The 26779-nt window shown below is 38.0% G+C and carries 22 protein-coding genes; 13 read left to right on the top strand and 9 right to left on the bottom strand.

All coding sequences use genetic code 11. The features are described from left to right. Positions 1–39: 39 nt before the first annotated feature. The 5 genes from BLW74_RS19870 to BLW74_RS19850 form a co-directional block, all read right to left on the bottom strand. Positions 40–477 (bottom strand): hypothetical protein, encoded by a 438-nt coding sequence (locus tag BLW74_RS19870; protein ID WP_089695546.1) that lies wholly within the window; start codon positions 475–477, stop codon positions 40–42. 116 nt (positions 478–593) lie between these two features. Continuing rightward, a complete protein-coding gene (locus BLW74_RS19865) occupies positions 594–2822 on the bottom strand; it encodes a DUF2339 domain-containing protein (protein WP_089695540.1) in 2229 nt (742 codons plus the stop codon). A gap of 112 nt (positions 2823–2934) precedes the next feature. Further along, entirely contained in the window at positions 2935–3645 is a 711-nt protein-coding gene (locus tag BLW74_RS19860) for a hypothetical protein (RefSeq protein ID WP_089695539.1), read from the bottom strand. 366 nt (positions 3646–4011) lie between these two features. Next, complete coding sequence (pheA, locus tag BLW74_RS19855) at positions 4012–4860, bottom strand: prephenate dehydratase (protein WP_089695538.1); 849 nt, start codon at positions 4858–4860, stop codon at positions 4012–4014. A gap of 228 nt (positions 4861–5088) precedes the next feature. Beyond that, positions 5089–5496, bottom strand: coding sequence for an acyl-CoA thioesterase (locus BLW74_RS19850; protein WP_089695536.1), 408 nt, complete (start codon positions 5494–5496; stop codon positions 5089–5091). Positions 5497–5632: 136 nt separating this feature from the next. Between BLW74_RS19850 and dnaA the strand changes: the two genes are divergently transcribed. The 5 genes from dnaA to BLW74_RS19825 all read left to right on the top strand — a co-directional run bounded on the left by dnaA (position 5633) and on the right by BLW74_RS19825 (position 11122). Then, a complete protein-coding gene (gene dnaA, locus BLW74_RS19845) occupies positions 5633–7087 on the top strand; it encodes a chromosomal replication initiator protein DnaA (protein WP_089695534.1) in 1455 nt (484 codons plus the stop codon). Between the two features lie 99 nt (positions 7088–7186). After that, on the top strand, positions 7187–7639 hold the full coding sequence (locus BLW74_RS19840; protein WP_089695530.1) for a low molecular weight protein-tyrosine-phosphatase: 453 nt from the start codon (positions 7187–7189) through the stop codon (positions 7637–7639). Between the two features lie 59 nt (positions 7640–7698). Next, positions 7699–8397 carry an SAM-dependent methyltransferase gene (locus tag BLW74_RS19835; protein WP_089695528.1) on the top strand — a complete coding sequence of 233 codons (699 nt, stop codon included), beginning with the start codon at positions 7699–7701 and terminating at the stop codon, positions 8395–8397. Positions 8398–8797: 400 nt separating this feature from the next. Further along, on the top strand, positions 8798–10600 hold the full coding sequence (locus BLW74_RS19830) for a lytic polysaccharide monooxygenase (protein ID WP_089695525.1): 1803 nt from the start codon (positions 8798–8800) through the stop codon (positions 10598–10600). A gap of 144 nt (positions 10601–10744) precedes the next feature. After that, a complete protein-coding gene (locus BLW74_RS19825) occupies positions 10745–11122 on the top strand; it encodes a hypothetical protein (protein WP_089695521.1) in 378 nt (125 codons plus the stop codon). A gap of 61 nt (positions 11123–11183) precedes the next feature. Here the strand turns inward: BLW74_RS19825 and BLW74_RS19820 are convergent, their stop codons facing one another. After that, a complete protein-coding gene (locus tag BLW74_RS19820; protein ID WP_089695518.1) occupies positions 11184–12068 on the bottom strand; it encodes a DUF4349 domain-containing protein in 885 nt (294 codons plus the stop codon). A gap of 175 nt (positions 12069–12243) precedes the next feature. Between BLW74_RS19820 and BLW74_RS19815 the strand changes: the two genes are divergently transcribed. After that, positions 12244–13311 (top strand): DUF2891 domain-containing protein, encoded by a 1068-nt coding sequence (locus tag BLW74_RS19815; protein WP_089695515.1) that lies wholly within the window; start codon positions 12244–12246, stop codon positions 13309–13311. Here BLW74_RS19815 and BLW74_RS19810 read toward each other — a convergent pair. Next, positions 13308–13781, bottom strand: a complete 474-nt coding sequence (locus BLW74_RS19810; protein ID WP_089695513.1) for an Mpo1 family 2-hydroxy fatty acid dioxygenase — start codon at positions 13779–13781, stop codon at positions 13308–13310. The genes BLW74_RS19815 and BLW74_RS19810 overlap by 4 nt on opposite strands. Before the next feature lie 74 nt (positions 13782–13855). On the opposite strand from BLW74_RS19810, the gene BLW74_RS19805 reads away from it, so the two are divergent. The 7 genes from BLW74_RS19805 to BLW74_RS19775 all read left to right on the top strand — a co-directional run bounded on the left by BLW74_RS19805 (position 13856) and on the right by BLW74_RS19775 (position 23200). Then, positions 13856–14701, top strand: coding sequence for a helix-turn-helix domain-containing protein (locus BLW74_RS19805; protein WP_089695510.1), 846 nt, complete (start codon positions 13856–13858; stop codon positions 14699–14701). Positions 14702–14790: 89 nt separating this feature from the next. Next, positions 14791–16101 carry a TolC family protein gene (locus tag BLW74_RS19800; RefSeq protein WP_089695506.1) on the top strand — a complete coding sequence of 437 codons (1311 nt, stop codon included), beginning with the start codon at positions 14791–14793 and terminating at the stop codon, positions 16099–16101. Positions 16102–16125: 24 nt separating this feature from the next. Continuing rightward, a complete protein-coding gene (locus BLW74_RS19795; RefSeq protein ID WP_089695502.1) occupies positions 16126–17244 on the top strand; it encodes an HlyD family secretion protein in 1119 nt (372 codons plus the stop codon). A 99-nt stretch (positions 17245–17343) separates the two neighbouring features. Further along, entirely contained in the window at positions 17344–18936 is a 1593-nt protein-coding gene (locus BLW74_RS19790) for an efflux MFS transporter permease (protein WP_089695499.1), read from the top strand. Between the two features lie 297 nt (positions 18937–19233). Next, positions 19234–21444 carry a TonB-dependent receptor gene (locus BLW74_RS19785; protein WP_089695496.1) on the top strand — a complete coding sequence of 737 codons (2211 nt, stop codon included), beginning with the start codon at positions 19234–19236 and terminating at the stop codon, positions 21442–21444. Between the two features lie 104 nt (positions 21445–21548). Continuing rightward, positions 21549–22361 (top strand): siderophore-interacting protein, encoded by an 813-nt coding sequence (locus BLW74_RS19780; RefSeq protein WP_089695493.1) that lies wholly within the window; start codon positions 21549–21551, stop codon positions 22359–22361. Positions 22362–22495: 134 nt separating this feature from the next. Next, positions 22496–23200: a class I SAM-dependent methyltransferase gene (locus BLW74_RS19775; protein WP_089695491.1), complete on the top strand. Its 705-nt coding sequence runs from the start codon at positions 22496–22498 to the stop codon at positions 23198–23200. Positions 23201–23405: 205 nt separating this feature from the next. Here BLW74_RS19775 and BLW74_RS19770 read toward each other — a convergent pair whose 3' ends face one another. Both BLW74_RS19770 and metG read right to left on the bottom strand, forming a co-directional pair. Next, complete coding sequence (locus BLW74_RS19770) at positions 23406–24077, bottom strand: hypothetical protein (protein WP_089695488.1); 672 nt, start codon at positions 24075–24077, stop codon at positions 23406–23408. Positions 24078–24531: 454 nt separating this feature from the next. Next, on the bottom strand, positions 24532–26571 hold the full coding sequence (metG, locus tag BLW74_RS19760) for a methionine--tRNA ligase (protein WP_089695482.1): 2040 nt from the start codon (positions 26569–26571) through the stop codon (positions 24532–24534). Positions 26572–26779 lie beyond the last annotated feature (208 nt).

Raw genomic sequence — 26779 nt, 5'->3', positions numbered from 1 at the left:
GAAAAGGATGCTGAAAACGGCATCCTTTTATTATTTAAATTATTCGGCAGTATAGATAAACAAAGTTTTCTTACCGTTGTAATCTTTTGTCTCGGCTCTTTTCTTGATTTCAGGATAGATCATCGTGCTGGTATCCGTGAATTCGTATCCTTCAATGAATACAGGATTATCTGCAGGGATATTATACTGTGCGTTCATATTGGACAGTGCCATTCTATCAAGGATATTTTCTCCGTTTTTGAATTTGTATTCAGTTACCCCTTTTGTAAAAACAGAACTGTATTTTTTTAAATTTTGAGGAAGACTTGCTGCAGAATTGTATACTTTAGAAACCTGCAAAGCACTCTTTTTCGCATTGAATAATTCTACTGTTCCGATAGCATTGTCAGCAACTGCAAATTTCACAGCAGGATTTTTTTGCTGTGCAGATAAAGTGGCAGAAGACAGTATTAAAAAAGAATAGAGTAATTTTTTCATAATCAGAATATGTAACTGTTAAAAACGTGATAAATATAGTTATTTTTTATAAAATGTGGATGAATTCTTTAATTGTTTTACATTTTATTTAGAAATAAAAACTTTTATCCTGATTATCAGTCTGTGCTTTCATCAGTTTTCTCTTTTTTATCGACCATATTTCTGATGATATTCTTCAGACGCTGGAAAGCAAAGGAACTTAATAGCAGAATGATTCCAAGAGCAATGAAGGCGCTTATTCTTGAAATATTATCCATTTGCCAGACATCATAGCCGTAAAGTTTTAATACCATAAGCCCCACCAGTGCAAAGCCAATTTTATTGTATTCCTGAATATCTTTTTTCAAACCTGTATAAATAAAAATACTGGCGAGAATGGTCCATATAACAGGAAGGTAAAGAATATTAAAATGCTCGCCTGCGTCATAAGATTGGGGAATATCATGAGAAATCATCACTACATAAGAATGATGAAGCTCGTAACTGATACAAATGATAAGGGCTAGGGACATTATCCAATATGAAATCTGACGTTTATGAAATTCCGAAGAAGGAACAATCCCGAAATATACATATATAAAAGGAATCCACTGGAGCAGGTGAAGCAAGTAAAAGCTTACCTGAAGTTTTTTTGTTAAAATAGCAGGAACTAGTGAAGATACAGAAGCTGCCAGATTTAGGGCTGCCAGAATAAAAACCAGATAAATAAGAGCATTCTGTATGTTGCTTTTTATATTCAGCGGTCTTCTGAAAATCAATAAGATGAAGATATAATAAATTGTAAATAAGATTCCTATGCTGGTAATGGCTTCCCATGACATATCCGAAATGTGATAGGTAATTTCCAGGAGGAAAGCAATATAAATAACTCCGTAGCTCACAACAGTAATGATATCTTCAAAGAAGCCGGCATTTTTTTCTTCAGATTCCTGTTTTGTATTTCTTAATAAATAAAGATTACCAATGATGGAAGCTATAGTAAATGAACTGGTGATAAAAGGTGGATTGAATATAATAGCAAAGTCATTTGTTCCTATATATTCTGTCCAGGTTACAATCTGAGCCATGATAACCATCGGGAAAAGAATATAAAAGAAGATCTTGAAAATAGAATGACCCGTTTTTTTCCATACAAAAAGAAGAAGAGTAGTTTCAATGGCCCAAATACTTGTGATGAGGTGGGTTTTAAACTGGATCGCTATAGCCGTTGTAATAAGACTGGTGACCAGCCCTGCAAATACGGAATAAGGTACGCCAAAGTTCTTTTGCGAGCTCTCTCTAAAGAGCAAAAGAGAATTGATTGCCGCAAAAATAAGAGGGAAAAGGATAAGGGGTTCATAGCCTAATGTGTCAAAAATATAAAGCAGCCCAAGAATACTTGAGAAATTAGCTAAAGCAAGTATGACAATATCGGATGTTGAGAGCATTTTTTTCCTGAAATAATCATGCAGTGCAAAAATGTAGAAAATTACATAGCTGATCAGGTAAAATATAATACTTAAAAGCTGCGGGCTTTCATTCGTCCAGTAAAAGAGATAAGCTGTTGTAAAAAAATAAGCTGTCCATCCCACACTTTTCCAGTGTTTAAGAAAAGATACAGTCAGCATTCCGATGTTTAAAAGAGTGAGGTAAATAAAAAGGAACAGATAGTTGCTTTGTCCTGTACTGATCATCAAAGGAGCCGCAAAACCTCCGATTAATGAAAAAATAATGAGAACTTCACTCTTATAATAATAGGATAGAATGATGGATGCTGCGGTAATTACAGCGGTGATAAAAAATGCGGTATTCTGTGTGAAGAGATGATATTCCCGGAAAGCAATGGTAGCCGTAAAATACAAGACTGCAATTCCGCCTCCGGTTATGATTGATGAAAAAGCAGTATAATTTTTTCGGAGAAAATGTCCTGTAATGATAATTCCGGCTCCTGTAAAAAAGCCGATAGCAGCTCTTGCTGTTTCTCCAATCCAGTTTTTATCAATAGCATATTTTACAAAATAGCCAATTCCAAGAACCAGGGTAAAAATACCGATAATGGTCAGTACGTTTTGTTTTAAAAAATCAAAAACAGGAGTGAGCCAGTCTTTTTGTTCTGATATTGAAACTTCTTCTTCTCTTTTGTTCTGTTCTGTATCATGAGCAGTCGGGTGGGTTGATATGGGCTGTACGATACTGGTTTCTTCCGGTGAAGCTTTTTTATGAACTGCGTCAGGCTGCGGCTGGTTCTTATCTATTTTATAATTAAGATCCGAGATTTCCTTTTCAAGCTTCCTGATTTTAGTATTCAGATTGTTGAAAATGATAAAGATAATGATAAGGATTATGACAGCAACAAACTCATTCATTTCATTAGTTTTTATCAAATATAGACAAATGTTTGATAAGGCATTTGAAAAAATTAACCCATCACGGTATAAGTGATGGGTTAACGGTATAGATAACTAACAATATGTTTTACTAGTTGGATACTTTGTAAATGTAAAAGGATGCAACGCTGCTTCCCAGCAGAGTTACGCTGATATTTCCTGTGTCAACAAGTCCAAATGATACCTTGTCTCCCGCCTGAAAAGAGTACAGTGAGTTAATGCTGGAATCTGATAAGGTAAGGTTAATTGCCAATGCAAGGTTGATTCCACTAAATGGGCGGGTATCAATAAGCGTTGTTACGGCAGCTCTTGTTCTTGCGATTGCAATACCTGGAGCTCCTGATAATAATGAAGCCTGCAGCCCTGTTCCATATCGGAATGCAAAACCAACAGCGTATACACCTGTGGAAGGAATGTTATAAGAGCCGTCAGCATTTGTAAATAAAGAAGCGGTTCCTATATTTCGATCAGCTTGCACAAAGTTGACTGGCTGGAAATCTGCCGGTAATGTTCCCAAACTCAAAATGTTTAAACCTGAAGTCTTTTTTGCAGCATAAACAGAAGTATTGGTAGCTGAAGCTCCTGTTAGTAACGCCGGATCCATTGAAAAGACCTGAGTAGTTCCCTGGTTAACTGCTAAAACCTGATATCCGGGTAGTGCAGTAGCTGCTGGTACATCTCTAACTTTCAGTGTTCCATTAACATCCAAAGTTGCAGTTGGTGTGGCTGTATTGATACCGACCTGTGAGAATAGTGGTATAGCTGCGCACGCTAGCATTAAGCTGTAAAGTTTAGTTTTCATGATCAAGATTTTTAATTAGTTGCTTAGCAAATATACGACAAAAATTATACCCTCCATTGTGATATCTGTAATTTTTATATTAATATGATGTAATATATTTAAACATATGTTTATTTTTTCATTTATTTTTCTTCATAATTTAATTACGAGTTATTATATCTGTTTTTTAATTAACCCTCTGTTTATAAGGGTTTTAACGAAAAATAATTCTCCCTGTGTAGTGGGTTATTATAAAGTGAAATGAAGTTATTGTCGCCGGAGTAGTTTATCCTGAAATTTTTGAAATTTTGATGCTTTTTTTACTGATGGCAAAGAAAAAACACCGCTTTAAGGCGGTGTTTTTGTTATGATTGTTGTTAATTCTTCCTAGCTCTCCAGCAGAAATTCTTTGTAGTTTCCAAGAAAATCAACATTTGCTTTTATAGATTCAAGTTCTTTAAGGGCGTTTCCGTGTAGGACATCTTCCCATGGGCCTTCTACGTTGATAAAGAAGAAATAATTTCCCAGACCGGTCTTTAAGGTTCTGGATTCAATTTTGCTGAGATTCATTTTTCTCCATGCAAAAACAGATAAAACCTGGTGAAGTCCGCCGGGATGATCTTCAGGAAGTGTAATCAGCATTCCTGCTTTTTCTCCTAAAGTCTCAAGCTTATCATTCTCATAGGTATGCTGTTCCTTAGAGATGATGATAAAACGGGTATGATTTTGTTCAAAATCCTGAATATTACGGTTAATAATCTTCAATCCATATAAATTGGCGGCAAATTGGTTGGCTACCGCAGCAAGAGTAGTCTCCGGATTTTCTGCAACAAATTTTGCGGCTGCTGCTGTAGAAGAGAAATCCTGTTTGGGGATCTCTTTATAATGGCTGTCCAGAAAGTGGAAGCTTTGGGCCAGGGCCTGAGGATGAGAGTAAATTCTTTCTATGTTCTCAACAGCATTTTCCGGGTGAATCATAAGATGATGGGCAATGGGCATTACTGCCTCTGCTTCAATTTTAATAGACGGGGTTTTATATAAATAATCCAGCGTCATAGAAACGGTTCCTTCAATAGAGTTTTCCAGAGGTACAACTGCTTTTACGGCATCACCGTTTTCAACAGCATTAAAACAATCCAGAATACTGGCTTGCGGTACCAGCTCTTCATCAGGAAAAAGCTGTGCAGCGGCAAGCTGGGTGAAACTGGCGTGAGGTCCCAAAAATGCAATCTTCATAATATAATAGATAAGGGATGATTAATTAAAGGTACAAAGGTGCGAATTAATTCATAAATAGAGTGGGGGCTGAGCTTGTTTTGTTACAGGGTTCGGATTGCAGGTTGTGAATTATTAGTTGCCGGCTTCGAAGTATGGATTGTGGATTTTTTATATTCCTGTTGTCCATAACGCTAAATTCAGAACTTTAAACCTTGAACTCTCAAACCCTCCAACTCAAAACTCTCTTTACTTCCAGTTCTTCTCAATCATTTTCATTAGAAAATCCGGACATCTGACCACTTTACCGGTTTTCGCATCCAGAAAGAAAAGAGTGGTGGAAGCTTCTGTTATTTTAATATGCTCTTCATTATAAATTTCATATTCAAATTCAATCCTTACACCCGGAATTTTTTTTAGGTACGTATGAATTTCTAATTTCTGATCATACAGTGCCGGGCGGATATATTTAATTTTATAGTCTGAAACAGGGAGCCAAATTCCTTGGTTTTCAATTTCATCGTATGGAATTCCTATGCTTCTGAAGAGTTCAACTCTCGCTACTTCGAAGTAGGTCGCGTAGTTCCCGTAGTATACATATTTCATGGGATCTGTTTCTGCGTAACGTACTCGTAATGAGTGTGTTGTGTGTATCATTTTAGGTGTTAAATTATACATACAAATATATTTTTAAATAATCAATACCCGCAATATTTTTTTTTGAAAAGAAAAAATTAGACCTTTGTCTTCCTTCTAAACACAGTACAAACAAAGAATAATCGGGGCAGAAAAAATGGATGACAATTTAATGATGATATGGCAGAAATGCCTTCAGTTTATGCGCGATAACCTGAACGCTGCTGAAGACAATTCTGACCTTAAAAAACTTGAAAAATCTTTCGATATGTTATTCGATAAGGTGCAGCCGCTTTCATTGGTGGCAAATAACCTTACGCTGATCGTACCGAGCGATTTTTACAAGGAATATATAGAAGACAATTACTTGTCTTTACTTTCTGCTGCCCTGAAGAAAAATATTGGAAAAGGAGTGAAGTTATGGTATTCTGTAATGGAAAACAGACCAAAAGGCGAAGAAAAGCCTGTTACCATGAACATCAAGGGACAAAGTGTTCCTACTCCAAAAACGCAGGAGACAATGCCGCAGGGATTCTCTGCTAATATTGTGAACCCTTTTGTAGTTCCCGGAATCAGAAAAGTAAATATAGATTCAAACCTGAAGCCCGACTATTCATTTGATAGTTATGTAGAAGGAGAAAGCAATAAATTTGCGGCTACTGTTGCCAGATCCATTGCAAAAAGACCTGGTGCCACAGCTTTCAATCCGCTATTCTTGTATGGAGGATACGGAGTGGGAAAAACCCATTTAGGACAGGCTGTTGGTCTTGAAGTAAAAAATCAGTTTCCTGATAAAGTGGTTCTTTATCTGTCTTCAGAAAAATTTATCCAGCAGTTTATCTCTGCGGCCAAAGCGCATAAGCAGACCGAGTTCGCCAATTTTTATCAGATGGTAGATGTACTGATTATTGATGATATTCAGTTCCTATCCGGAAAATCTGCAACACAGGACAGTTTCTTCCATATTTTTGATCACCTGCATCAGAACGGAAAACAGATTATCCTTACTTCAGATAAAGCGCCTGCTGATATTATGGATATTCAGGACAGAATTGTTTCCCGCTTCAAATGGGGACTTTCTGCAGAAATCAAATCACCGGATCTATCCACAAGAAGACAGATTATTGAAGATAAGCTAAGCAGAGACGGAATTGTTCTTCCGGGAGATATGCTTGACTTCCTAGCTGTGGAAACTAAAACAAACGTAAGAGAACTTATCGGGGTGATCAACTCGGTAATTGCTTACTCTACTGTATATAAGAGAGACCTTAGTCTTGAATTATTAAAAGAAACCATTAACAGAATCGCTGCTAACCAGAAGAAAGTCATCAATATTCCTTACATTCAGGAAGTGGTTTGCGATTATTTCGGAATTAAAAAAGAGCAGCTGCTTTCAAAAACAAGAAAAAGAGAAATTGCATTGCCAAGACAGCTTGCGATGTACTTCTCCAAAGAGTTCACCAATTCTACATTTACAAAAATTGGTGAGGAAATGGGAGGAAAAGATCACTCTACCGTAATGTACGCCTGCGATACGATCAAAGATGTTTCGAAAATTGATAAAGAAATCAAGAAGTACGTAAAAGACCTTACAGAAAGAATCAAACAATAATAGTGTTTGGCTGAAATAAATTAAAATGAAGGATAGTTGTATTCTTCATTTTTTATTTAGTTTTGTCCTGAAAAAGACTCTTTTTAAATAGAACAGAATATGAAAATATTAATGGTTTGTCTGGGAAATATATGCAGAAGCCCATTGGCAGAAGGAATTATGAAAACAAAGCTGCCAGATCATTATACGGTAGATTCTGCCGGAACCATTTCCATGCACGAAGGCGAGCATCCTGATAAAAGAGCAGTCAAAACTGCGGCTAATCATCATATTGATATATCGAAGCAAAGATCAAGGCCTGTTACCAGAAAAGACTTTGAAAATTTTGATAAGATTTACTGTATGGATATTGATGTATTTGAAGATGTGGTTTCTAAAACTAAAAATGAGGAAGAGCGTCAGAAAGTGTCTTTGTTTTTGGAGGTATTGGGTGATCATAAGAATGCTGAGGTTCCGGACCCTTATTGGGGCGATATGAAAGATTTTGAAAGCGTTTTCCAGCTTTTGGATAAAGGATGCGAAGCTATCAAGAAGCAACTATCAGAAGAATAAGAAAAAACAAGATATTTCCATCAAACTTCCCTTAACGAAAGAACTAAAAAAATAATACAATGCTTTTTTTACTCCCTGCTTATTTATCAGAAAATACTTCTATCAGCCATTTTTCCCCTGTTTTGAAGGATTATATCATGCAGACTGATTATTTCTTTGTAGAAAATGAAAAAACAGCGCGAAAAGTTGTGAAATTTTTTGCTCCGGAAAAAAAGCAGTCGGATCTGAAATTATTCTTATTGGATAAATACACAGAAAATGCAGACATCAAAGAAGCTCAGGAACTGATGATGAAAGGGCAGGACTTTGGTTTGCTTTCAGAAGCCGGGTTGCCTTGTATTGCCGATCCGGGAAACCTGATGGTAAAATGGTGTCACGAAAAAAATATCAGAGTAATTCCTGTTTCAGGGCCTTCTTCTATTATCCTGGCATTAATTTCCAGTGGATTCAATGGTCAGGAATTTACCTTCCATGGCTATCTTCCTATTGATAAAGGAGAGAAAAAGAAACAGATAATGAACCTTGAGAGCCTTGTTCAAAAAACCGGATATTCACAGATCTTTATGGAAACACCTTACAGGAATAACCAGCTTTTTGAAGATTTGTGTAAGTTTTTGTCTCCTAATACAAAGCTTTGTATTGCTGCCAATATCAACGATCCGGAACATGAATTCATCAAAACAAAAACGATAAAAGACTGGCAGAAGCAAAAGCCGGAGCTTCACAAAATTCCTGCAGTATTTGTACTGGGGAAGTAAGCTTTATTTCTTTAGATCCGATATCACTGGGGTAATCTTTTTACATTTACAGGCCGCGAGAATGAGTAATTCTCCGGCTTTTTTGGTTCTAGCAGGCTTAATCTGCTAAAAACTGTAAAATTTGGAAGGTCTTATATCTTCATTTTCAGCCTTCTGCTATTGAACATTGATGTAGATTAATTTTATTTCATTAAAGTGTGATTAATTACTTATTTTTTCCTATTTTTATGTTTTATTACAAGGTGATTATATGTTAATAATAAAAGGTTATGAATTGTTAATTGATGTATTTAATTGAAATATTAACTAATCTTATTTATTGACTGTGATTTTTAATGAAAACTTTATAATTACGATTCTATTCAGTTAACCCAATCCAATCAACACTAAATATATAAATATGATGACACGCAAATTTTTTTTTCAGGTATTCCTTATGATGTCCATACTGATACCTTCCTTAATTCATCTGTCTGCACACGGATATGTAGTAAGCCCTGCTTCAAGAGGATATCAGGGAAGCTTAGATAAGGCATCACTGGGTTATTCCACAGCATTTGGAATCTACGGATCTGTAATCAATGAACCCGGATCTCTGGAAGCTCCCAAAGGTTTTCCTGCATCGGGTCCGGCAGATGGAAAAATTGCTTCCGCTAACGGAAGTATAGGCGGAGATACTACACTGGATATCCAGACAGCTGACCGCTGGAAGAAAACCAATATTACCACAGGGATAAATTCATTCATCTGGAAATACCTGGCATATCATGCCACTGCAAAATGGCATTATTATATGACAAAGCAAGGCTGGGATCCAAATAAACCGATTACCCGTCAGGATCTTGAACTTATTGGTACCATCGCGCATAACGGAACACCACCACAGGACAATGTTTCTCACCAGATTACCGTTCCAGCTAACCGTACCGGCTACCATATTATTTTGGCGGTTTGGGATGTAGCAGATACCACCAATGCATTTTATAATGTGATTGACGTTAACGTTACCTCTGGAACCGGCGTTGCTGCACCTGCTATTCCTACAGGATTAACACAGACCGGAGTAACAAGTTCTTCTGCTAAAATTAGCTGGAACCCACAGTCCGATGCAGTATCTTATAATGTTTTCCGCAACGGACAAAATATTCAGCAGGTAAGTACACCTACATTTCAGGATACAGGCTTAAGCGCTAATACTATTTATACCTATGAGATACAGGCGAAAGGATCCTCGGGGCTCACTTCAGGAAAAAGTACACCGCTCAATGTAAAAACAACCGCCGAAGGGTCACTTGAAAAACCAACTGCCCCTTCCAATCTTCATTCGATGGCAGTTACTGAAAACTCAGTTTCACTCATGTGGATGGCGTCTACGCACTCGCAGGGAATCAAAAATTATCAAATATTTGAGAATGGAATCAAAGTAGGAGAAACGGTACAAACCAATTTTTTACGAACAGGTTTGGCACAAGATACAGAATACAGTTACACGGTAAAATCTATTGCGGTGAATGATCAGTTCTCCGATGCCAGCAATGAATTAAAAGTAAGAACCAAAAAAGTTACTTCAGGAAACGGCCAGTCTTACTGCGGAGCGGAGCAGTATAATGCCGCCAATGCATATCCTGCTGCCGGAATGAAGGTATTCTACTCCTGTAAAATCTGGAAAAATAAATGGTATGCGAATCCGGGAGAACTTCCGGGAAGCAATATGGTTTGGGAAGAAGTAAGTGCCTGCACGGAAGGACCCGGCTGTGAATCTGGCGGTCCGGTTACTTATTGCGGCGCACAGGAATATAATCCGGCAAAAACTTATCCAACAGCAGGCACGAAGGTTTTCCATGCCTGTAAAATCTGGGAAAATAAATGGTATGCGAATCCGGGAGAAGCACCGGGAAATAATGCTGTTTGGAAAGTGGTCAGCGATTGTAATGAAGGGCAGAACTGTAAAACAGCAGGTATTGGCAATAAAGACAATGATCTTTCTGTGATCGTATCTGAACATCTGATCAATTTAGCACCAGAAAACGTTTATGGTAAAATAAGCAGGATAGAGATCATCACCCCTCACGGACTTCAGCTAATGACTTTTACAAATCCGGGAAAAGACAATATGAATATCAGCAATCTGCAGTCTGGAATATATTTTGTGAAAATTCTTTACAAGGATGGAAGCAATATGACCAAAACCATCAGAAAATAATTTTATCATTTTAAATAAATTAAGCCGCTTTATCCCGTAAAGCGGCTTTCTTTTTTTAGATCATTGGGAAAATATTTAACAGCTATTAACAGGAGTATTGCATTATTCTTGATTTTTACCATTCATCACTAAAATTATATGATTATGTCTGATAAAAAATTAGCAGGAATCTGGGTTGACACAGAAAAAGCCATTGTAGCCAAAAATCATGACGGGCAAAACGTCTCTCAATTTACCCTTTGTAAACCAGTAAAAGCGGAGATACAGCACGGCAACTCCAGTGAAAATGCCGGAAATAACGCTGAAATCACCAACAGAAACAAATTCTTTAAAGAGATTGAAAAATTACTGACCAATTCTCAGGAAGTTTATATTACCGGGCCGGGAGTAACTCAGGAGGAATTGAAGCACTTTCTTCATGATACAGCTCAGTTCAGGGATTTGAATATCACCTTGGGAACCTCACAAAAAATGACAGATGAGAAAGTGCTGGAAACAGTAAAGGATCATTTTAACGCTTAAATTGTTGATAATGCAGTAAAACTCCGGGCATCGAAGATGCCCGGAGTTTTATTAATTTCTCTTACTCTTTTTTCTTTGATTTCCATTTTCTCCAGAGAACAATAATAACGGGAATAAGTAAAAAGAACGGCCACAGTGAAACCATACCCAGCAGAAAGCTTACAAAACTATTCCAGCCTTCAGTCAGAGAATCCATAAAACGGCTTCCAAAACCAATTTTTGAGGTCGTAGAGCTTCTTACTTTCTCTTTGTACAGATACAGGTTCAAGGTGCTGTAATTCACGCGGTCATCAATAAAGCGAAGTCTGCCTTCAGCCACATCAATCTCATCCTCCAGCTCACGGATGTTTTCCTGAATTTCCAGCATATCTTTCGTGGTGGCAGCGCTTTTCAGCATATCCCGGTATTTTTCAAGATATATTTTTTTGTTAGCCAGTTTAATGGCGGTATCGGTATATTCCTCCGTTACATCACTGGAGGAAATATTCTTAGACAAAACAGTTCCTATACCATCCGAAAAAGAATTGATGAGTGCATCAAAATTTTTATGGGGCACACGGATAATGAGGGTAAGATTATCATCCATATCCGTATTCTGAAACTCTTCTTTCTGGATATAAGCACTGTTTTTCTTAATGAGCTCATGCACCTGGTTCTGTGCTTTTTTGATATCACCCACCTGAATCTTCATATCTCCGTTTTTGATGATTTTTTTGGAGATGGTATCTGTTTTCTTTGGATTATAAACCTCTTTATTTGTTCCGTTTTCATCAGGAAGTAGTTTTTCGGAAACAACAGCTGCAGATATGGGGGCAGGCGCAGAGGGAGGTGCTTTTTCTTCGGGTAAAACTTCCATCAGATCAGCTTTAGCTTCATATGTTTCACCTCCTGATTTACTGCAGTTGATCAGGAAAAGACCTGATAACAGGAAAATAATTTTTGTCATGGTTGCTTAGTTTTTTATGGAAATCATCAAAAAGTGTGCTCAAAAATGATTATTTCCAACATTGATGGCAGTTTAAATTTAAAAATGTTTAAAAGTATTCAATCATTATATGAAGATATCCGTAAAAACAGGCGAAAAATTGTTGAGACTGGTAATTTATTTTTATTTTTAATTCATGAAAAAAAGTCTTTTAGCATTTGTGTTTTCTCCATTTCTGATGTATGCCCAGGAAGTTCCGAAACTTACAGACGAAATGGCCATGAAATTGTCTGATAAGCCTCTTCACTGTATCAATCAGGAATATCCGAACAAGACTGCACATATTATCAATAATGCCGGTGAAGTTCCTTTGACTCCCAAAGATCTCCACCCAAGTTTCTATGGATGTTTTGACTGGCACAGCTCCGTTCACGGACATTGGATGCTCGCAAGACTTTTAAAAACAAAACCCGGTCTTTCTAATGCCAGAGAGATTGAAAAAATCCTGGATGAATCCTTTCAGAAAGAAAAACTGAAGACAGAAGCAGATTATTTTACAAAGTATCAGTTAACGGGAACTTTTGAAAGAACCTACGGATGGGCCTGGATCTTAAAACTGGACGAAGAATTGACGAATTGGGAACATCCAAAAGCAAAAATATGGCATCAAAATCTGAAACCGCTTACTGATCAGATCCTGAAATCCTGGAAAACCTATCTTCCAAAACAAACCTATCCCAACAGAACCGGAGTTCACCCCAATACTGCATTTGCTATGGCATTTGCGATAGATTGGGCACGAGCTAATAAAGATAAAGAATTTGAAAATCAGCTGATTGAAAAGGCTCAGTACTTTTTCTTAAAAGATCAGAAAACCCCTGCTTATCTGGAACCGGATGGGTCGGATTTCTTTTCGCCAAGCCTGGAAATTGCAGATCTGATGCGCAGAGTGCTTCCTCAAAAAGAATTTGTACAGTGGCTGAATGCTTTCTACGAAAAAAAGAGTCTTGAGAATATTGAAAAAATACCTGTAGTAAGTGATCTGAGCGATTATCAGACTGTTCATCTCGTGGGGTTGTCTTTTTCCAAAGCATGGTGTATGAAGGGGATTTCGAATGCACTGCCTGCCAATCATCCACTGAAAAAGGAATTCAGGAAAACAGCAGACGTATTTCTGAATAATGGATTGCCGCTGCTTTTTCAGGGAAATTATGGCGGAGATCACTGGCTGGCAAGTTTTGCCGTATATGCCCTCGAAGATTAATATCTGATTCCTGCTTTTTTCAGCATAAATCCTAAAAGCCAGATGGGGCCAATAAGTAGAAACTGAAGATCTTTAATGAAAGCAGGCTTTTTTCCTTCAATTTTGTGCCCTAAAAACTGGAAAATCCAGGTAACGATAAATACGCTCAGGTAAACCATCCATGACTGCCTTCCTATACTGATATTAGTGAGATAGATGAAATGCTCCATGATCATCATGATCAAAATCATCGCAATAGCAATCAGAAAAGACAGTCTTATATAGAATAAAGTGATGAGAATAATCACCACAATACTTACAATACTCGCACATCCGAAATAGGACGCACAAAAATGAGGCGATGGAATCAGGGAGGCAAAACCAAGAATTGCCCAGAAAATTAAGGGTACGCAAATCCAGTGAATGAACTTGTTGGTCGCGTTTCTGTGGCTTTTACTGTATTCGGCAAATAATAGATCAACCTTTCTCATGATGAAGGAAAATTGGATTAATGCTAAAATAATAAAATTTTGTAATCACTGGTAAGATTGCTTACATTTGTCTTATGTCTGCCTTAGAAAAGTTCGGAGTCGATATTTTTACGGAACACAATATTTTCGAGCGAATAGCTGTTGGTAAGCCCTTCCGCCCTGATAATCCTGCTTTTATCTTTATTAAATCCGGAACTATAAAATTGCGCCAGCATTTCAGTGACCTGGAGGTTTCTGCCAATATGTTTATGGTAACTGATCCGCAAACCATTTATGAAGTGGTGGGAGTAACTGATGACTTTCAGTCCAGGATGGTTTCTTACAAAAGAGAGTTTATTGCTGCTTTATCATTAAAATTTAACCGTCTTATTACCTACCGTTATTTCAGACAGCAGATGAACAAAGGAGTTCCTTTCCCTGAAGATGAAATGGAAGTCGTCTGGAAAAGTGTCAATTTCCTGAAATACATTCTGGATTCTGAAACCGATATGCTTTATAAAAAAGAAATGGTAGAGCATCTTTTCTCCGTTTTCTGTTATCAGATGGCAGGCATTATTTCCAAGGAAGATAACAGTTCCATGAACCAGATGTCCAGACAGGAAGAAATCGTATTTGTATTTCTTACCGATCTTGCGGAACATCACCTTACAGAAAGAACTGTTGAGTTTTATGCCGAGCGGCAGTCAATTACAACCAGACATCTTTCTTCTGTGGTAAAGGCCATTACAGGCAAGTCGGCAAGTCAGATTATTGCCCTGATTGTAATTAATGAGGCGAAAGTACTCTTAAACTCTTCCAGTAAACCGGTTTCGGAGGTTTCTTCTATTCTCGGATTCAGTGATCAATACTCATTTTCTCATTTTTTTAAAAAACATCTGGAGGTAAGCCCTACACAGTACAGGCACCAGTTTGAAAATTAAAATCTTACATTTGAACATCTTTTTCCAAAAATCAAACATTTGATTGATTTTGTTGTTGACCTAACTTTGCATCTGTAAAACAAGGTAAAATGACAAAGAAAATAAAAACAGCACTATCTGTACTGATAGCAGCTTTTCCTGCGCTGTTTTTTTCACAACAGATAAAACAGATGACCGCAGCTGAAGTGGCGGAACTTGCTGTGCAGAATCATCAGCAGCTCAAAGTATCAGCACAGAATATTGACATCGCAAAACAGAATATAAACGTTGTTAAGCTTCAGAAACTTCCCACCATTACAGCTTCTGCAAGCCAGTTTTATTTAGGGGATGCGGTGGCAATTGATAAAGACTTTTCAAACTCTACCAAGGTTCCGATGCCGCATTATGGAAGTTCATATGCGGTGCAGGCCACACAGCTTATTTTTAAAGGAGGACTGGTGAATAAATCCATAGAGTTGGCAGGGCTGCGCGAACAGCTTTCCGAACTGGATCTGGAGAAAAACAAACAGGACGTAAAGTTTTTAGTGATTTCCAATTATCTGGACGTTTACAAAATCATCAACCAGGAAGAAGTATTTCAAAATAATAAAAAACTGGCTCTGGAACGTCTTAAAAATATTCAGAAATTTTATCAGCAGGGAATGGTGACCCGAAATGAAGTCATTCGTGGAGAACTGGCCATTAAAAATCTGGATCAGGGAATCCTGACGCTTACCAACAATAAAAAAATCCTTACTTATAACCTGAATATTGCTTTAGGGCTTCCTTCTGATACCGAAATTGTTCCTACCGAAAGTTTAGAGAACAAGGAATCCGGAATTGGCAAGGAATATTATACAGATCTGGCCCACGAAAGCAATCCCATGCTGAAATCCGCCCAAAAAAATATTGCGGTAGCAGATAAGAATATCGAGATTATCAAAACAGACAACGCACCTACACTGGCCGGATTTGGAGGATACACGCTGCAAAGACCGATCACGACCAGAAACCCTGTTTTGGATATGTACTCCGGAGGCTGGCAGACCGGTGTTTCTTTGAGTTATAATATAGACACTCTTTTTAAAACCAAAGAAAAAGTGAAATTAGGCGAGCTGCAGAAGAATCAGGCAAATGATGCCATGACGCTGGTACAGCAGAATGTAGATATGGATGTGAATGCGGCCTATACAAAATATCAGGAAGCCATTCAGCAGGCAGATATCCTGAATGATTCCAAAAGACTGGCGGAAGAAAACTATAAGATTACCGAAGCCAAATATCTTAATCAGCTGGCGGTACAGGCAGAAATGATTGACGCACAGAACCAGAAACTACAGTCGGAACTTGATTATGCCAACGCGGAAATCAATGTTCTGTATCAGTATTACAACCTTCTGAAATCTACAGGAACACTTTAATTTTTAAAACTGACAATCAACACAATGGAAAACAAGGAACACACTACTCAAAATACAGCACCAACTCCTGCAGCATCCGCAGCAGAAAACAAAAAAAAGAAAAATAAAACCAATAAGATCAGAGCCATCATTTCTAATATCATCGTTTTTCTGGTGATCGGTTTTGGATTATTCTGGTTAATCCGTGAATATTTCCATATCGGAAACAAAACCTATACGGAAGCAGCACAGGTAGAGGAATTCATCAATCCCATCAATACAAGAGTTTCTGCCTATATTAAAGAAATTAAGTTTATTGAACATCAGCGGGTAAAAAAAGGAGATACATTGGTAATACTGGATGATCGTGAAATTCTTACACAATTAGGGCAGGCAGAAGCGGCTTATCAGAATGCTCTGGCGCAAAAAACAGCAACAGGCTCTTCTGTAAATACCGTGTCTAACAATATCAACGTCATGCAGTCCAATATTGCCGGGGCAAAAGCCAGATTATGGAATGCTGAACAGAATTTAAACCGATACAAAAATCTTTTAGCCGCCGAAGCTGTTACCAGACAGCAATACGATCAGGTAAAAACAGAATATGATGCTCAGAAGGCAGCTTACGAAACTCTAGTGAACCAGAAACAATCCGCCAACCTGTCCACAACAGAAGTGAAAAGCAGATTGGGAATCAACGATGCTGAGATCAAAAGAACAAAATCTGCCTTGGATATGGCAAGAATCAATCTTTCATATACGGTTATTACAGCGCCTTATGATGGAGTTATGGGAAGAAGAACGATTTCTGAAGGGCAGCTGATCCAGCCGGGGCAGCAAGTGGCAACTATTGTTTTAAACGGCCAGAAATGGGTAACCGCCAACTTCCTGGAAAGCCAGATGCCGAATATCAAAGTAGGAGAAAAAATGTCTATGACCGCTGATGCTTTAGGAGGAAAAAAATTCGAAGGAATTGTAACAGCGGTTTCCGCAGCTACCGGATCAAGATACTCAAGTGTACCTACCGATAACTCCACAGGAAATTTCATTAAAGTACAGCAGAGAATCCCTGTAAGAATAGAGTTTACAGCTTCCAACAAAAAAGAAGATCTTGACAAACTGAGCGCAGGAATGAATATGAACGTGAATATTAATAAAGACTAAGATGTAAGATATCCGATTCCAGACATTATGTTTTTGGGAAAGCTAACGCTGAATGTTGAAGGTCTGACATCTGATATCTGAAATCTATACCTAAAAATAATGTACAACAAAGGATTATATAGCGATTGGGTTCCAAAACCCGTACAGCTGCTGCTGATTGTATTACTGCTTGCTGTAGTAATGCCAATTGGTGGGGTGTATACCGGGAATATCAGCTCTCTGGTAAGCGGTACCGGTGCTATGACAGAATATTTTATGTGGGCTAACTATGCTACTACCATTGGCATGGGGGCCTGTATGCCTGTTGTCCTAAGGATTAAAATGAGATTCAAAGTAAGGGACAAGATGGTTTTACTTCTGGTGCTTTTAGGAGCACTCAGCTATGTCAACGGAACTACTTTACAGCCTATGATTTTCATCTTTACATCTTTAGTGATAGGTTTTATGAAGATGATGGTTACTATAGAACTGTTCCTTCCGTTAATGGTTATGATTGGAAACCGTGGTATATTCTATGGGGCTTTCTACACATTCGTTCTGGTAATGAACCAGGTGGCCACTTACTATGCCGCTGAGTTCGCTTTACTTTACAACTGGCAGCAGTTTTACCTCTTAACAGCGGTTTTATGCTTTATTTTAGCGTTAATACACTGGATTTTTATGCATGATCAATATTTTGCGTTAAAAGTCCCTCTTCACTATATTGATTGGCTCAGTATTTTACTGTTCATTTCAACTTTTATGTTTTCGGCGTATGTGTATGCATTTGGAAGACAGCAGGACTGGTTTAATTCGAAGAATATTATCAATGCAAGCATTGCCGCTTTTGTGAGCTTTGCGCTGCTTTCGATCCGTCAGTTAACTTTAAAACGCCCGTACCTTTCATTCAGAATTTTTACAAAAAATAATGTACAGCATGGGTTGTTTATGCTTTTCTGGCTGGGAATGTTTTTAGGAACTGCGTCTCTTCAGAATACTTTTGCGGTGGGGGTACTGGGATATGATCAATTAACCAATACCAGATTGAGTGTACTCATGATTCCCGGAATTATACTGGCCGGAGCTCTGGCAATTTTCTGGTTTAAAAAAGAGAAGCCTTTGAAAATGTATATTTTTTCCGGTTTTGCATCTATGGTTGCATATGCTGTTATCATGTATTTTTCCATGGTTCTGGAGTTCAGTTATGACAATTGGTATCTGCCGATGTTTTTAAAAGGATACGGAATGTGTTCGCTGTTTATCTCCGTATGGTTTTACACACTGGATAAGCTTGAAATGGATGAAATGCTGGCAGCCATCGGACTTGTGTTAGTCTGGAGGACTTTTCTTGCCGTAGGAATTTTTTCAACACTCTATGCATGGTTTCAGTACCGTTTTCAGGTGACAGCAATTGGTGATCTTGCCGTTTATATGGACGGAATGACGTTTACTCCTCAGAATGTAGCCGCGAATATGAAAGTCATTCAGCTCAATGCCATCATTATTGCCACCAAGAAAATATTCGGATATATTATTTTAGTCGGATTCGGCGTGCTGATTTATGTTGCCACGCATCACTTCGGAGCAAAACGTTTCCAGTATTTCAGATTTGTAAGAGTTCTGGGCGGTAAATCCGTCATTGCCAGAAGAAGACTTCGTGAAAGAAAAAAATTATTGGAAGAGATAAAAGATGCAGCAGGGCCTGCAGTATAAAAATACCTTGTTTTTACCAGTAAAATCCTGGTCCTTCATTGGGCTGGGATTTTACGCTTTTAAATGGAAAAAGCTGGATGCTGGAGGAGGGGAGTGATAAAAGGCGGTTTATAGCTATTTGTTTTAGTACAAACCTTTATCTCAAAAATATGTATATTGATTATACATGATCAACAACTTCAAACTCCCTGCTTCCGGCTCTCATTTTATAAAAAAGGAAAATCTCATACAAAGTTATTTTTATTCTTTCTAAATAAGAATTATCTTTGCCGCATTATAAAACGTTGAATAGAAAGAATGAAAAAGCAGTATGCATTCATAGGTCTTTTAGCTTCCGGGATGTTATTTTCTCAGGCCGTTAAAGACACTGCAGCCTCTAAAGGTATTGAAGATGTGGTAATTGTAGCTTCCAGAAAACCCACCAAAATCTCTGAAGTACCCGGAACCGTTTGGGTAGTACAAAAAGAAAAAATTCAGGAACAGGCTAAAAGCGGCGTACCTATCAAGGAAATGCTGTCGATTCTGATCCCGTCTATGGACATCGGCCCGCAGGGAAGAACCAATTACGGACAGAACATGAGAGGGCGTTCTGCATTGGTAATGATAGACGGGGTTTCTCTGAACAGTATTCGTTCCATAAGCCGTCAGCTGGATGCTATTGATCCTTTTAATATTGAGAGGATAGAAGTGCTTTCAGGAGCAAGCTCTATTTATGGGGGCAATGCCACAGGCGGAATTATCAATATTATTACAAAAACACCCTCCAAAAAAGGAATCAGCGGCGAAACAGAATTGGGGGTACGTACCGGATTTATGGGGAAAGACGACCATGATTTCCGGGCAGCCCAATCTATTGCAGCTAAAGGAGACAAGTTCTTCGGAAGATTGGGAGTAGCTTATCAGCAGAACGGCGGGGTGTATGGAGCAGATCAGAAACAGCTGTTTACAGATATTACACAAACTGACCTTCAGTATAATCAATCAATTGATATCCTTGCTACAGGAGGATATCAGTTCAATAATAAACATAAAATAACGGCTTCCCTTCAGTATTACAATTCCAAATTTAATGGAGACCGGAGTTTATATCTGGGGCAAAATCTGAGTGCATTCACTACAAAAAATGCTTCACTACTGGAAATGAGAGATGGTTTCTCATCAGATAAAAATGTAGGAACAGAGCGTTACATGGCTACAGTAGCTTACAACGCAAACGGGATTTTAGGCGGACAGGATCTGTATGTACAGTTGGCAACGCGTGCTGAAAAATTAGGGTTCTATCCATTTCCGGGGAATGTCACTTTACAGACCGGGAAAATACCTTACATGTCTTCTTCACAGCAGGATACTTATTATTCAGGAATTAAGGCCTTACTATCAAAATCATGGCGGGGACTGAATGTTACGTACGGAGCGGATTTTGATTTTGAAAAATTTGAGGGAACCCAATCTGTTTATGATATCGCAAAGACCATGTCCAGCGGAGGTTTAGTCAACGAAACAAAATACAGTCTGGGAAGGTATCCTACCAATCATTCCCAAAGTTATGCAGGATATGTTCAGGCCAAATACAATATTCTTCCCAGGTTACAATTGAATGCAGGAATCCGTTACCAGCATATCAACGTAAAAATGGATGATTTTGTAGGTTCAGAACAGCAAACACAGGTAGCTATGGGCTATGGAAGCTCAGCATCTGCAATTCCCGGCGGTGAAAGTTCTTACAATGTAACATTGGCTAATGCCGGATTACTGTACAAATTCAATGAGCAGCATCAGGTATGGGGAACATTTTCCCAGGGGGCAAGCCTGGCCGATCCTGCTAAATTTTATGGAATAGGGCAGTACAAATTGGTGGGAACAAACTGGGATGTAGTCTCAAGTATCAATGTAAAAGAACAGCCGCTGCAGGCCATCAAAACCAACCAGCTTGAAGTGGGTTACCGTGTCAACAGAGGTGGCTTAAGAGCTCAGATTGCCGGGTTCCTGAGTAATTCTGACAAAACTGTTGCCGTAGATAAAAAGACCTTTCAGATTCTTGTGAATGATCTGAAATTAAGAAATATGGGAATTGAAGCTGAGGTTTCTTATTCTTTAAACAATGGTGTTTATTTCGGGGCGAGCGGACTTCTGATCAAATCTGAAGTAGATAACAAAGGAGAATGGCAGAAGCAGGAAATTTACAATGCTTCCCCTTCAAAATTGGTAACGTATATTGGATATAATATTCAAAGCTGGTCTTTCAGATTCCAGTCTTTGCAGAATTTCAAACAGAAAGACGAGCTTAATAATGTGGTGGAGGGGTACAATACCTCAGATCTGATGATAGGATACCGATTCCACTGGGGGAAATTCAATCTGGGAATTCAGAATCTATTTAATACGGATTATCAGACGATATGGAGCAAGCGTTCGCAGGTTCTGTATTCTACATACGGACTTCCGGAATTATTTAATTATAAAGGAAGAGGAAGAACATTCAACCTTTCTTACACTTTTGAATTTTAAAAATAAGATGAAGGTAAAAATACCTTGATCTGAAAATATATGGTATTTCAAATCCGGTTTCTGAATTGATCGGAAACCGGATTTTAACTTGTAAAGAATCAGTTATGGCTAAAGTTTCAACAGGGCAGATTGTTGCCGAAGTAACCAGAAAAGAATATATTACTGACCATTTTATCAGAGTCTATTTATATTCACCTGAAGTTCAGATATTCAAAAACACTACCGTGGGAGACAATAATAAAATTGCTGTTCCACCGGTTGGGCTGAATGAAATTCATTTCCCGACACTCGATGAAAATCAGCAATGGGTACATCCTCCAAAAGAAGTAGCTCCGGCCATCAGAACGTATACCCACAGAGGAATTGATCTGGAAAAAAATGAACTGATCATTGATTTTGCGGATCACGGAGACGGCGGTCCTGCTTCCAGATGGGCAAGAGAGGCTGAGGCAGGTTCAAAGCTGGGCGTAATGATGCGTCTGGAAGCAAAAGAGCTTTATCCCGCTGCAGACTGGTACCTTCTCGCAGGAGATGCTACAGCCATCCCGGTGATCAGTGCTATTTTGGAAACACTTCCTGAAACAGCAAACGGAACATGTATTATTGAAGTTCACGGAAAAGAAGATGAACAGCGGCTTGAAACCAAAGCTAAGATTGATTTCAAATGGCTGCACAATGAACAGCCTCATAGAGGCAGTAAAATTTCAGATGCCGTAAAAAGTTTAGATATTCCTGAAACTGCAAAATTTGGCTACGTAGCCTGTGAGTTTTCAAGTGTGAAAGAAATCCGTACGTATCTGAGAAAAGAAAAAAACTGGACCTCCCAGGAATTATATGCCTATTCTTACTGGAAAGCAGGAGTTGCGGAGAATGAATCTCAGGCAGACAGGCATAAGGAGAAGGACTCGATGGAGTAGGCGGAAGGGATTTTGAGTTTGAGGATTTGAGAGAGTTTAACGTTGTGGGATAATTACGAATAAAAACAACCAGCATCCCGTACCTGCAACAAAATAAAATGGGAACTATCACCCCGAACCCGTATCTTTGCCCTATGAAAGATTTAATGGGCAGAGCGATCTGGGATTATTACCACAATGACAATCCTGAAGATCTGCAGACTGAAACGTCAATTTCTGAGCTGGATGAGCTCCCGGTGGATTATTTATTCAGAGATTTTGAAGAAATGAATGATATTGAGCAGAAAGCACTGCAGCTATCCGGCGGAAAAGTTCTGGATATCGGAGCAGGTGCGGGGTCTCATTCCTTATATCTTCAGAATGAAAAAAATCTTGATGTGACTGCATTGGACATTTCCCCAAAATCTGTTGAAGTTTGTAAGCTCAGGGGAGTAAAAAAAGCAGTTTGTGAAAATATGCTTCATTTTTCCGGGGAGAAATTTGATACGATTTTATTGCTGATGAACGGAACCGGCGTCTTTGAAAGGCTAGCAAAAATTGATACTTACCTTCAGAAACTGCATACTTTACTCAATGATAAAGGACAGGTTCTGATTGACAGTACAGATATTCTTTACATGTTTGACCGTGATAAAGATGGCGGAGTCTATATTCCTGCCGGAGGTTATTATGGAGAGTTAGGATATGTAGTTCATTATAAAGGAGAATCTGAAGAGCCCATTACCTGGCTGTACCTTGACTTTAATACGTTAAAAAATGCTGCCACAAATAATGGTTTCAAAATAGAGAAAGTTTTAAAAGATGAGGATTCTTACCTGGCAAAACTGACTAAGAAATGATTTGCAACAAGTCATTGCGAGCTGAAAGCGAAGCAATCTTAGGAATCAATATATCGTCATCCTGTAAACCGGGATGACTTTTTTTGTACTATTTCCAGCCCCGATAGTAACGGTTACCCCACAGCAAAGAAGAGGCCCTTCGACTACGCTCAGGGTGGCAGCCGGGAGCGAGGAGTAAAAGTGGATAGCGGGAATCAGCTCCTTATTATTGTCTGAATAGATGAATGGCTCTTGCCAACGGATAGAAAGAAAACCATTCCTGAAAATAAAAATACATCAGAACAGCGGTTCCGGCACATAAAACTACAGGAAGAATATAAGATTCTGCACGGTAAGGAAGTTTTTTGGGAGTGGCTAAAACGCTGATGACAAGCAAGCCCAAAGCTCCAACTGAAATAACTCCAATTTCTGGACTGTATCTGGAAGTTGTACCGAAATCAAAATGGGATAGCAAAACGTATTTTTGAAATATAAAAAACAACATACCAAATGCCATTGTAAGAATAGCAGAGAAGTATTTTTTGAGTTTGATTAAATTAAGAGAGAGTAAAATAGCTCCGGGAATTGTGCTGAACAAAATACTGCTGACAAAAATAGTCATCCGTGAATAAAGTTGAATAGCCTCAGGATCTTCTGTAATATAATCTTTCCACACTTCAACCTCTTCTGCACGTTTTGCTTCCTCCTGTTCTTTTTTATACTGAATGAATTGTTGAATGGCCGTTTTTTCCTGCTCACTGAAAACACGCCCTCTTTCTTCCAGAATTTCAAAAGCCATCTGAACAGCCTCTGGAACAAACCGGTTGCCTTCTTTTAGATAGGCCTCCAATTCACGCGTGGAGAGCTTTCTTAAAATACTTCTGTTAATTCTTATCACATTACAAATATATGTATAATGAAATACAACTATATTCAGACAGTAAAAAAGACCGTCATTATGACGGTCTTTTTTTATTTACAATGTTTTTTCAGTAATGAATAAAAAATGCTGTTTTCTGAAATTGATCTGAATGGCATTTTAGTTTTATCCATTTGATGTTCCTGATCTCGATAGTTGATTTGAACAATTTGGTCTGACATTGTTTTATCGGAGCATCTGAATTGTATGAAATATTCATTAGATTCCACCATCGGATCCTGTTGTTCTGTATAGTCAGCTTTGACCCAGGAATAAAATCCATCATCTGTTTTTTTATCAAATGAATAACTCCACTTAACACCGTTTTTATCATTATTGAGCAAAAGATAATCTCTTTTTTGTGCATTTAATAGAGTTACCCCCAAAAACAAATAATGAAAATCCTATTTTTTTCATAATTAAATAGGGCATTTTATCCGATCTCAATCCCGTTTTCAACATTGCTGTCATCCGGTGTTACGAAAGATAATTTTCCGTCTGGTTTGGTTGTTAAAAGTAACATACCCTGAGATTCAATTCCTCTGATTTTTCTTGGAGCAAGGTTCAGAAGGATCATTACCTGTTTCCCGATTAATTCTTCAGGAGAGAAACTTTCTGCAATACCGGAAACAACAGTTCTTACATCTACTCCTGTATCTACAGTAAGTTTTAATAATTTGTCTGCTTTTTCTACTTTTTCAGCTTCTAAAATGGTAGCTGTTCTAAGGTCTATTTTAGTAAAGTCATCAAATGTGATCTCTTCTTTCATAGGGTTTGCGTTAGGGTTTGTCTTTTTATTGTTTTGTTTTGTGTCCTCCAGCTTTTGGATTTGTGCTTCGATGACATCATCTGAAATTTGAGAGAATAAAATTGGAGCATTTGCCATTATTAAATGACCAGCTTCAATTAATACTTTTGAATTCTCAACTTCAGACCATGTTTTTTGTTCTACATTAAAAATTTCATATAATTTTTGTGCTGTAAAAGGTAAGAATGGTTCAGCTAAATTTGCTAGTGCAACTGAAATTTGAGCTCCAATAAATAATGTATTTTTGGTTTTCTCAATATCATTTTTAACCGTTTTCCAAGGCTCTTCATTCTGCAAGTATTGATTTCCAAATCTTGCAAGATTCATAAATGCTGTTAATGCATTTCTGAATTCATAATTTTCAAGAGAGTTTCTGATTTCTACAGCTCTTTTGCTGATTTCTTCTAATTCTGGTGCATTTACATCTCCTTCAGGAACTTTTCCTTCAAAGTTTTTGTTAATTAATACTGCAACACGATTAATGAAGTTACCAAAAATATTAGCTAATTCAGAATTATTCTTTGTCTGGAAATCCTTCCATGTAAAGTTATTATCCTTTGTTTCAGGAGCCGATGAAAGAAGAGCATATCTTAACACATCCTGCTGCCCGGGGAAGTCTTCTACATATTCATGCGCCCATACCGCCCAGTTTCTTGAGGTTGAGATTTTATCATTCTCAAGATTCAGGAATTCAAAAGCAGGAACATTAGCCGGCATGATGTAATCTCCGTGAGCTTTCATCATAGAAGGGAAAATAATACAGTGGAATACAATATTATCCTTTCCGATAAAATGTACCAGATCACTGTCTGGACTCTGCCAGTAGTCTTTCCAGTCTTTTCCGTTTTTCTCTGCCCATTCTTTGGTGAAAGAGATATACCCGATAGGAGCATCAAACCATACGTATAAAACCTTTCCTTCAGCATTGGGAAGAGGAACGGGAACCCCCCAGTTCAGATCTCTGGTCATCGCACGGGGCTTAAGACCGTCATTCAACCATGATTTAACCTGTCCGTACACGTTGGGCTTCCAGTCATCCTTGTGGCCTTCAATGATCCATTCATTTAAAAAGTCTTCGTATTCGTTTAATGGAAGATACCAGTTTTTTGTTTCTTTAAGAATAGGAACATTTCCGCTAAGCATTGATTTCGGGTTGATCAGCTCAGAAGGAGAAAGGGTAGAGCCACATTTCTCACACTGGTCACCATAAGCATTTTCGTTACCACAATTAGGACACGTTCCTACAATATAACGGTCAGCAAGAAATTCTCCTGCCTGCTCATCAAAATACTGTTCAGAAATTTCTTCCGTGAATTTTCCTTTTTCGTATAAAACCTTGAAGAAATCCTGACTGGTTTCATAATGCTTTTTAGACGTTGTTCTGGAATACTCATCAAATGAAATACCGAGGTCAGAAAAAGATTTTTTAATGATTTCGTGATATTTGTCAACGATATCCTGAGGAGTTACTCCTTCTTTTTTAGCTCTTATCGTAATAGGAATACCGTGCTCATCCGAACCACAGATAAACGCTACATCTTTTCCTAATCTTCTCTGAAATCTTGCGTAAACATCCGCAGGAATATAAACACCTGCCAAATGTCCTATATGAACCGGCCCGTTTGCATAAGGCAAAGCTGCCGTAATCATCTTTCTGTTTGACATTTATAGTAAAGTTTTGACTACAAAGATAAGGAATATCTGTTGAATACTGCTATTGGTGGTGTTATTATGGTCAAGATTGCCATTTTGAAAGGCTGAATAGAAAATTAAGTTAAACAAACGTTTAACAAATTGTTAAATTAAAATAAATATTATGCAAAGCATAAGACGTTGTAAAATATTGGATCCTAAAAAACTAACTAAAACCGGT

It is taken from the genome of Chryseobacterium culicis (genome assembly GCF_900108365.1).
Lineage (GTDB): Bacteria > Bacteroidota > Bacteroidia > Flavobacteriales > Weeksellaceae > Chryseobacterium > Chryseobacterium culicis.
The sequence above is the reverse complement of the archived record's forward strand: the minus strand, read 5'-3'. Positions and strand labels throughout refer to the sequence as shown.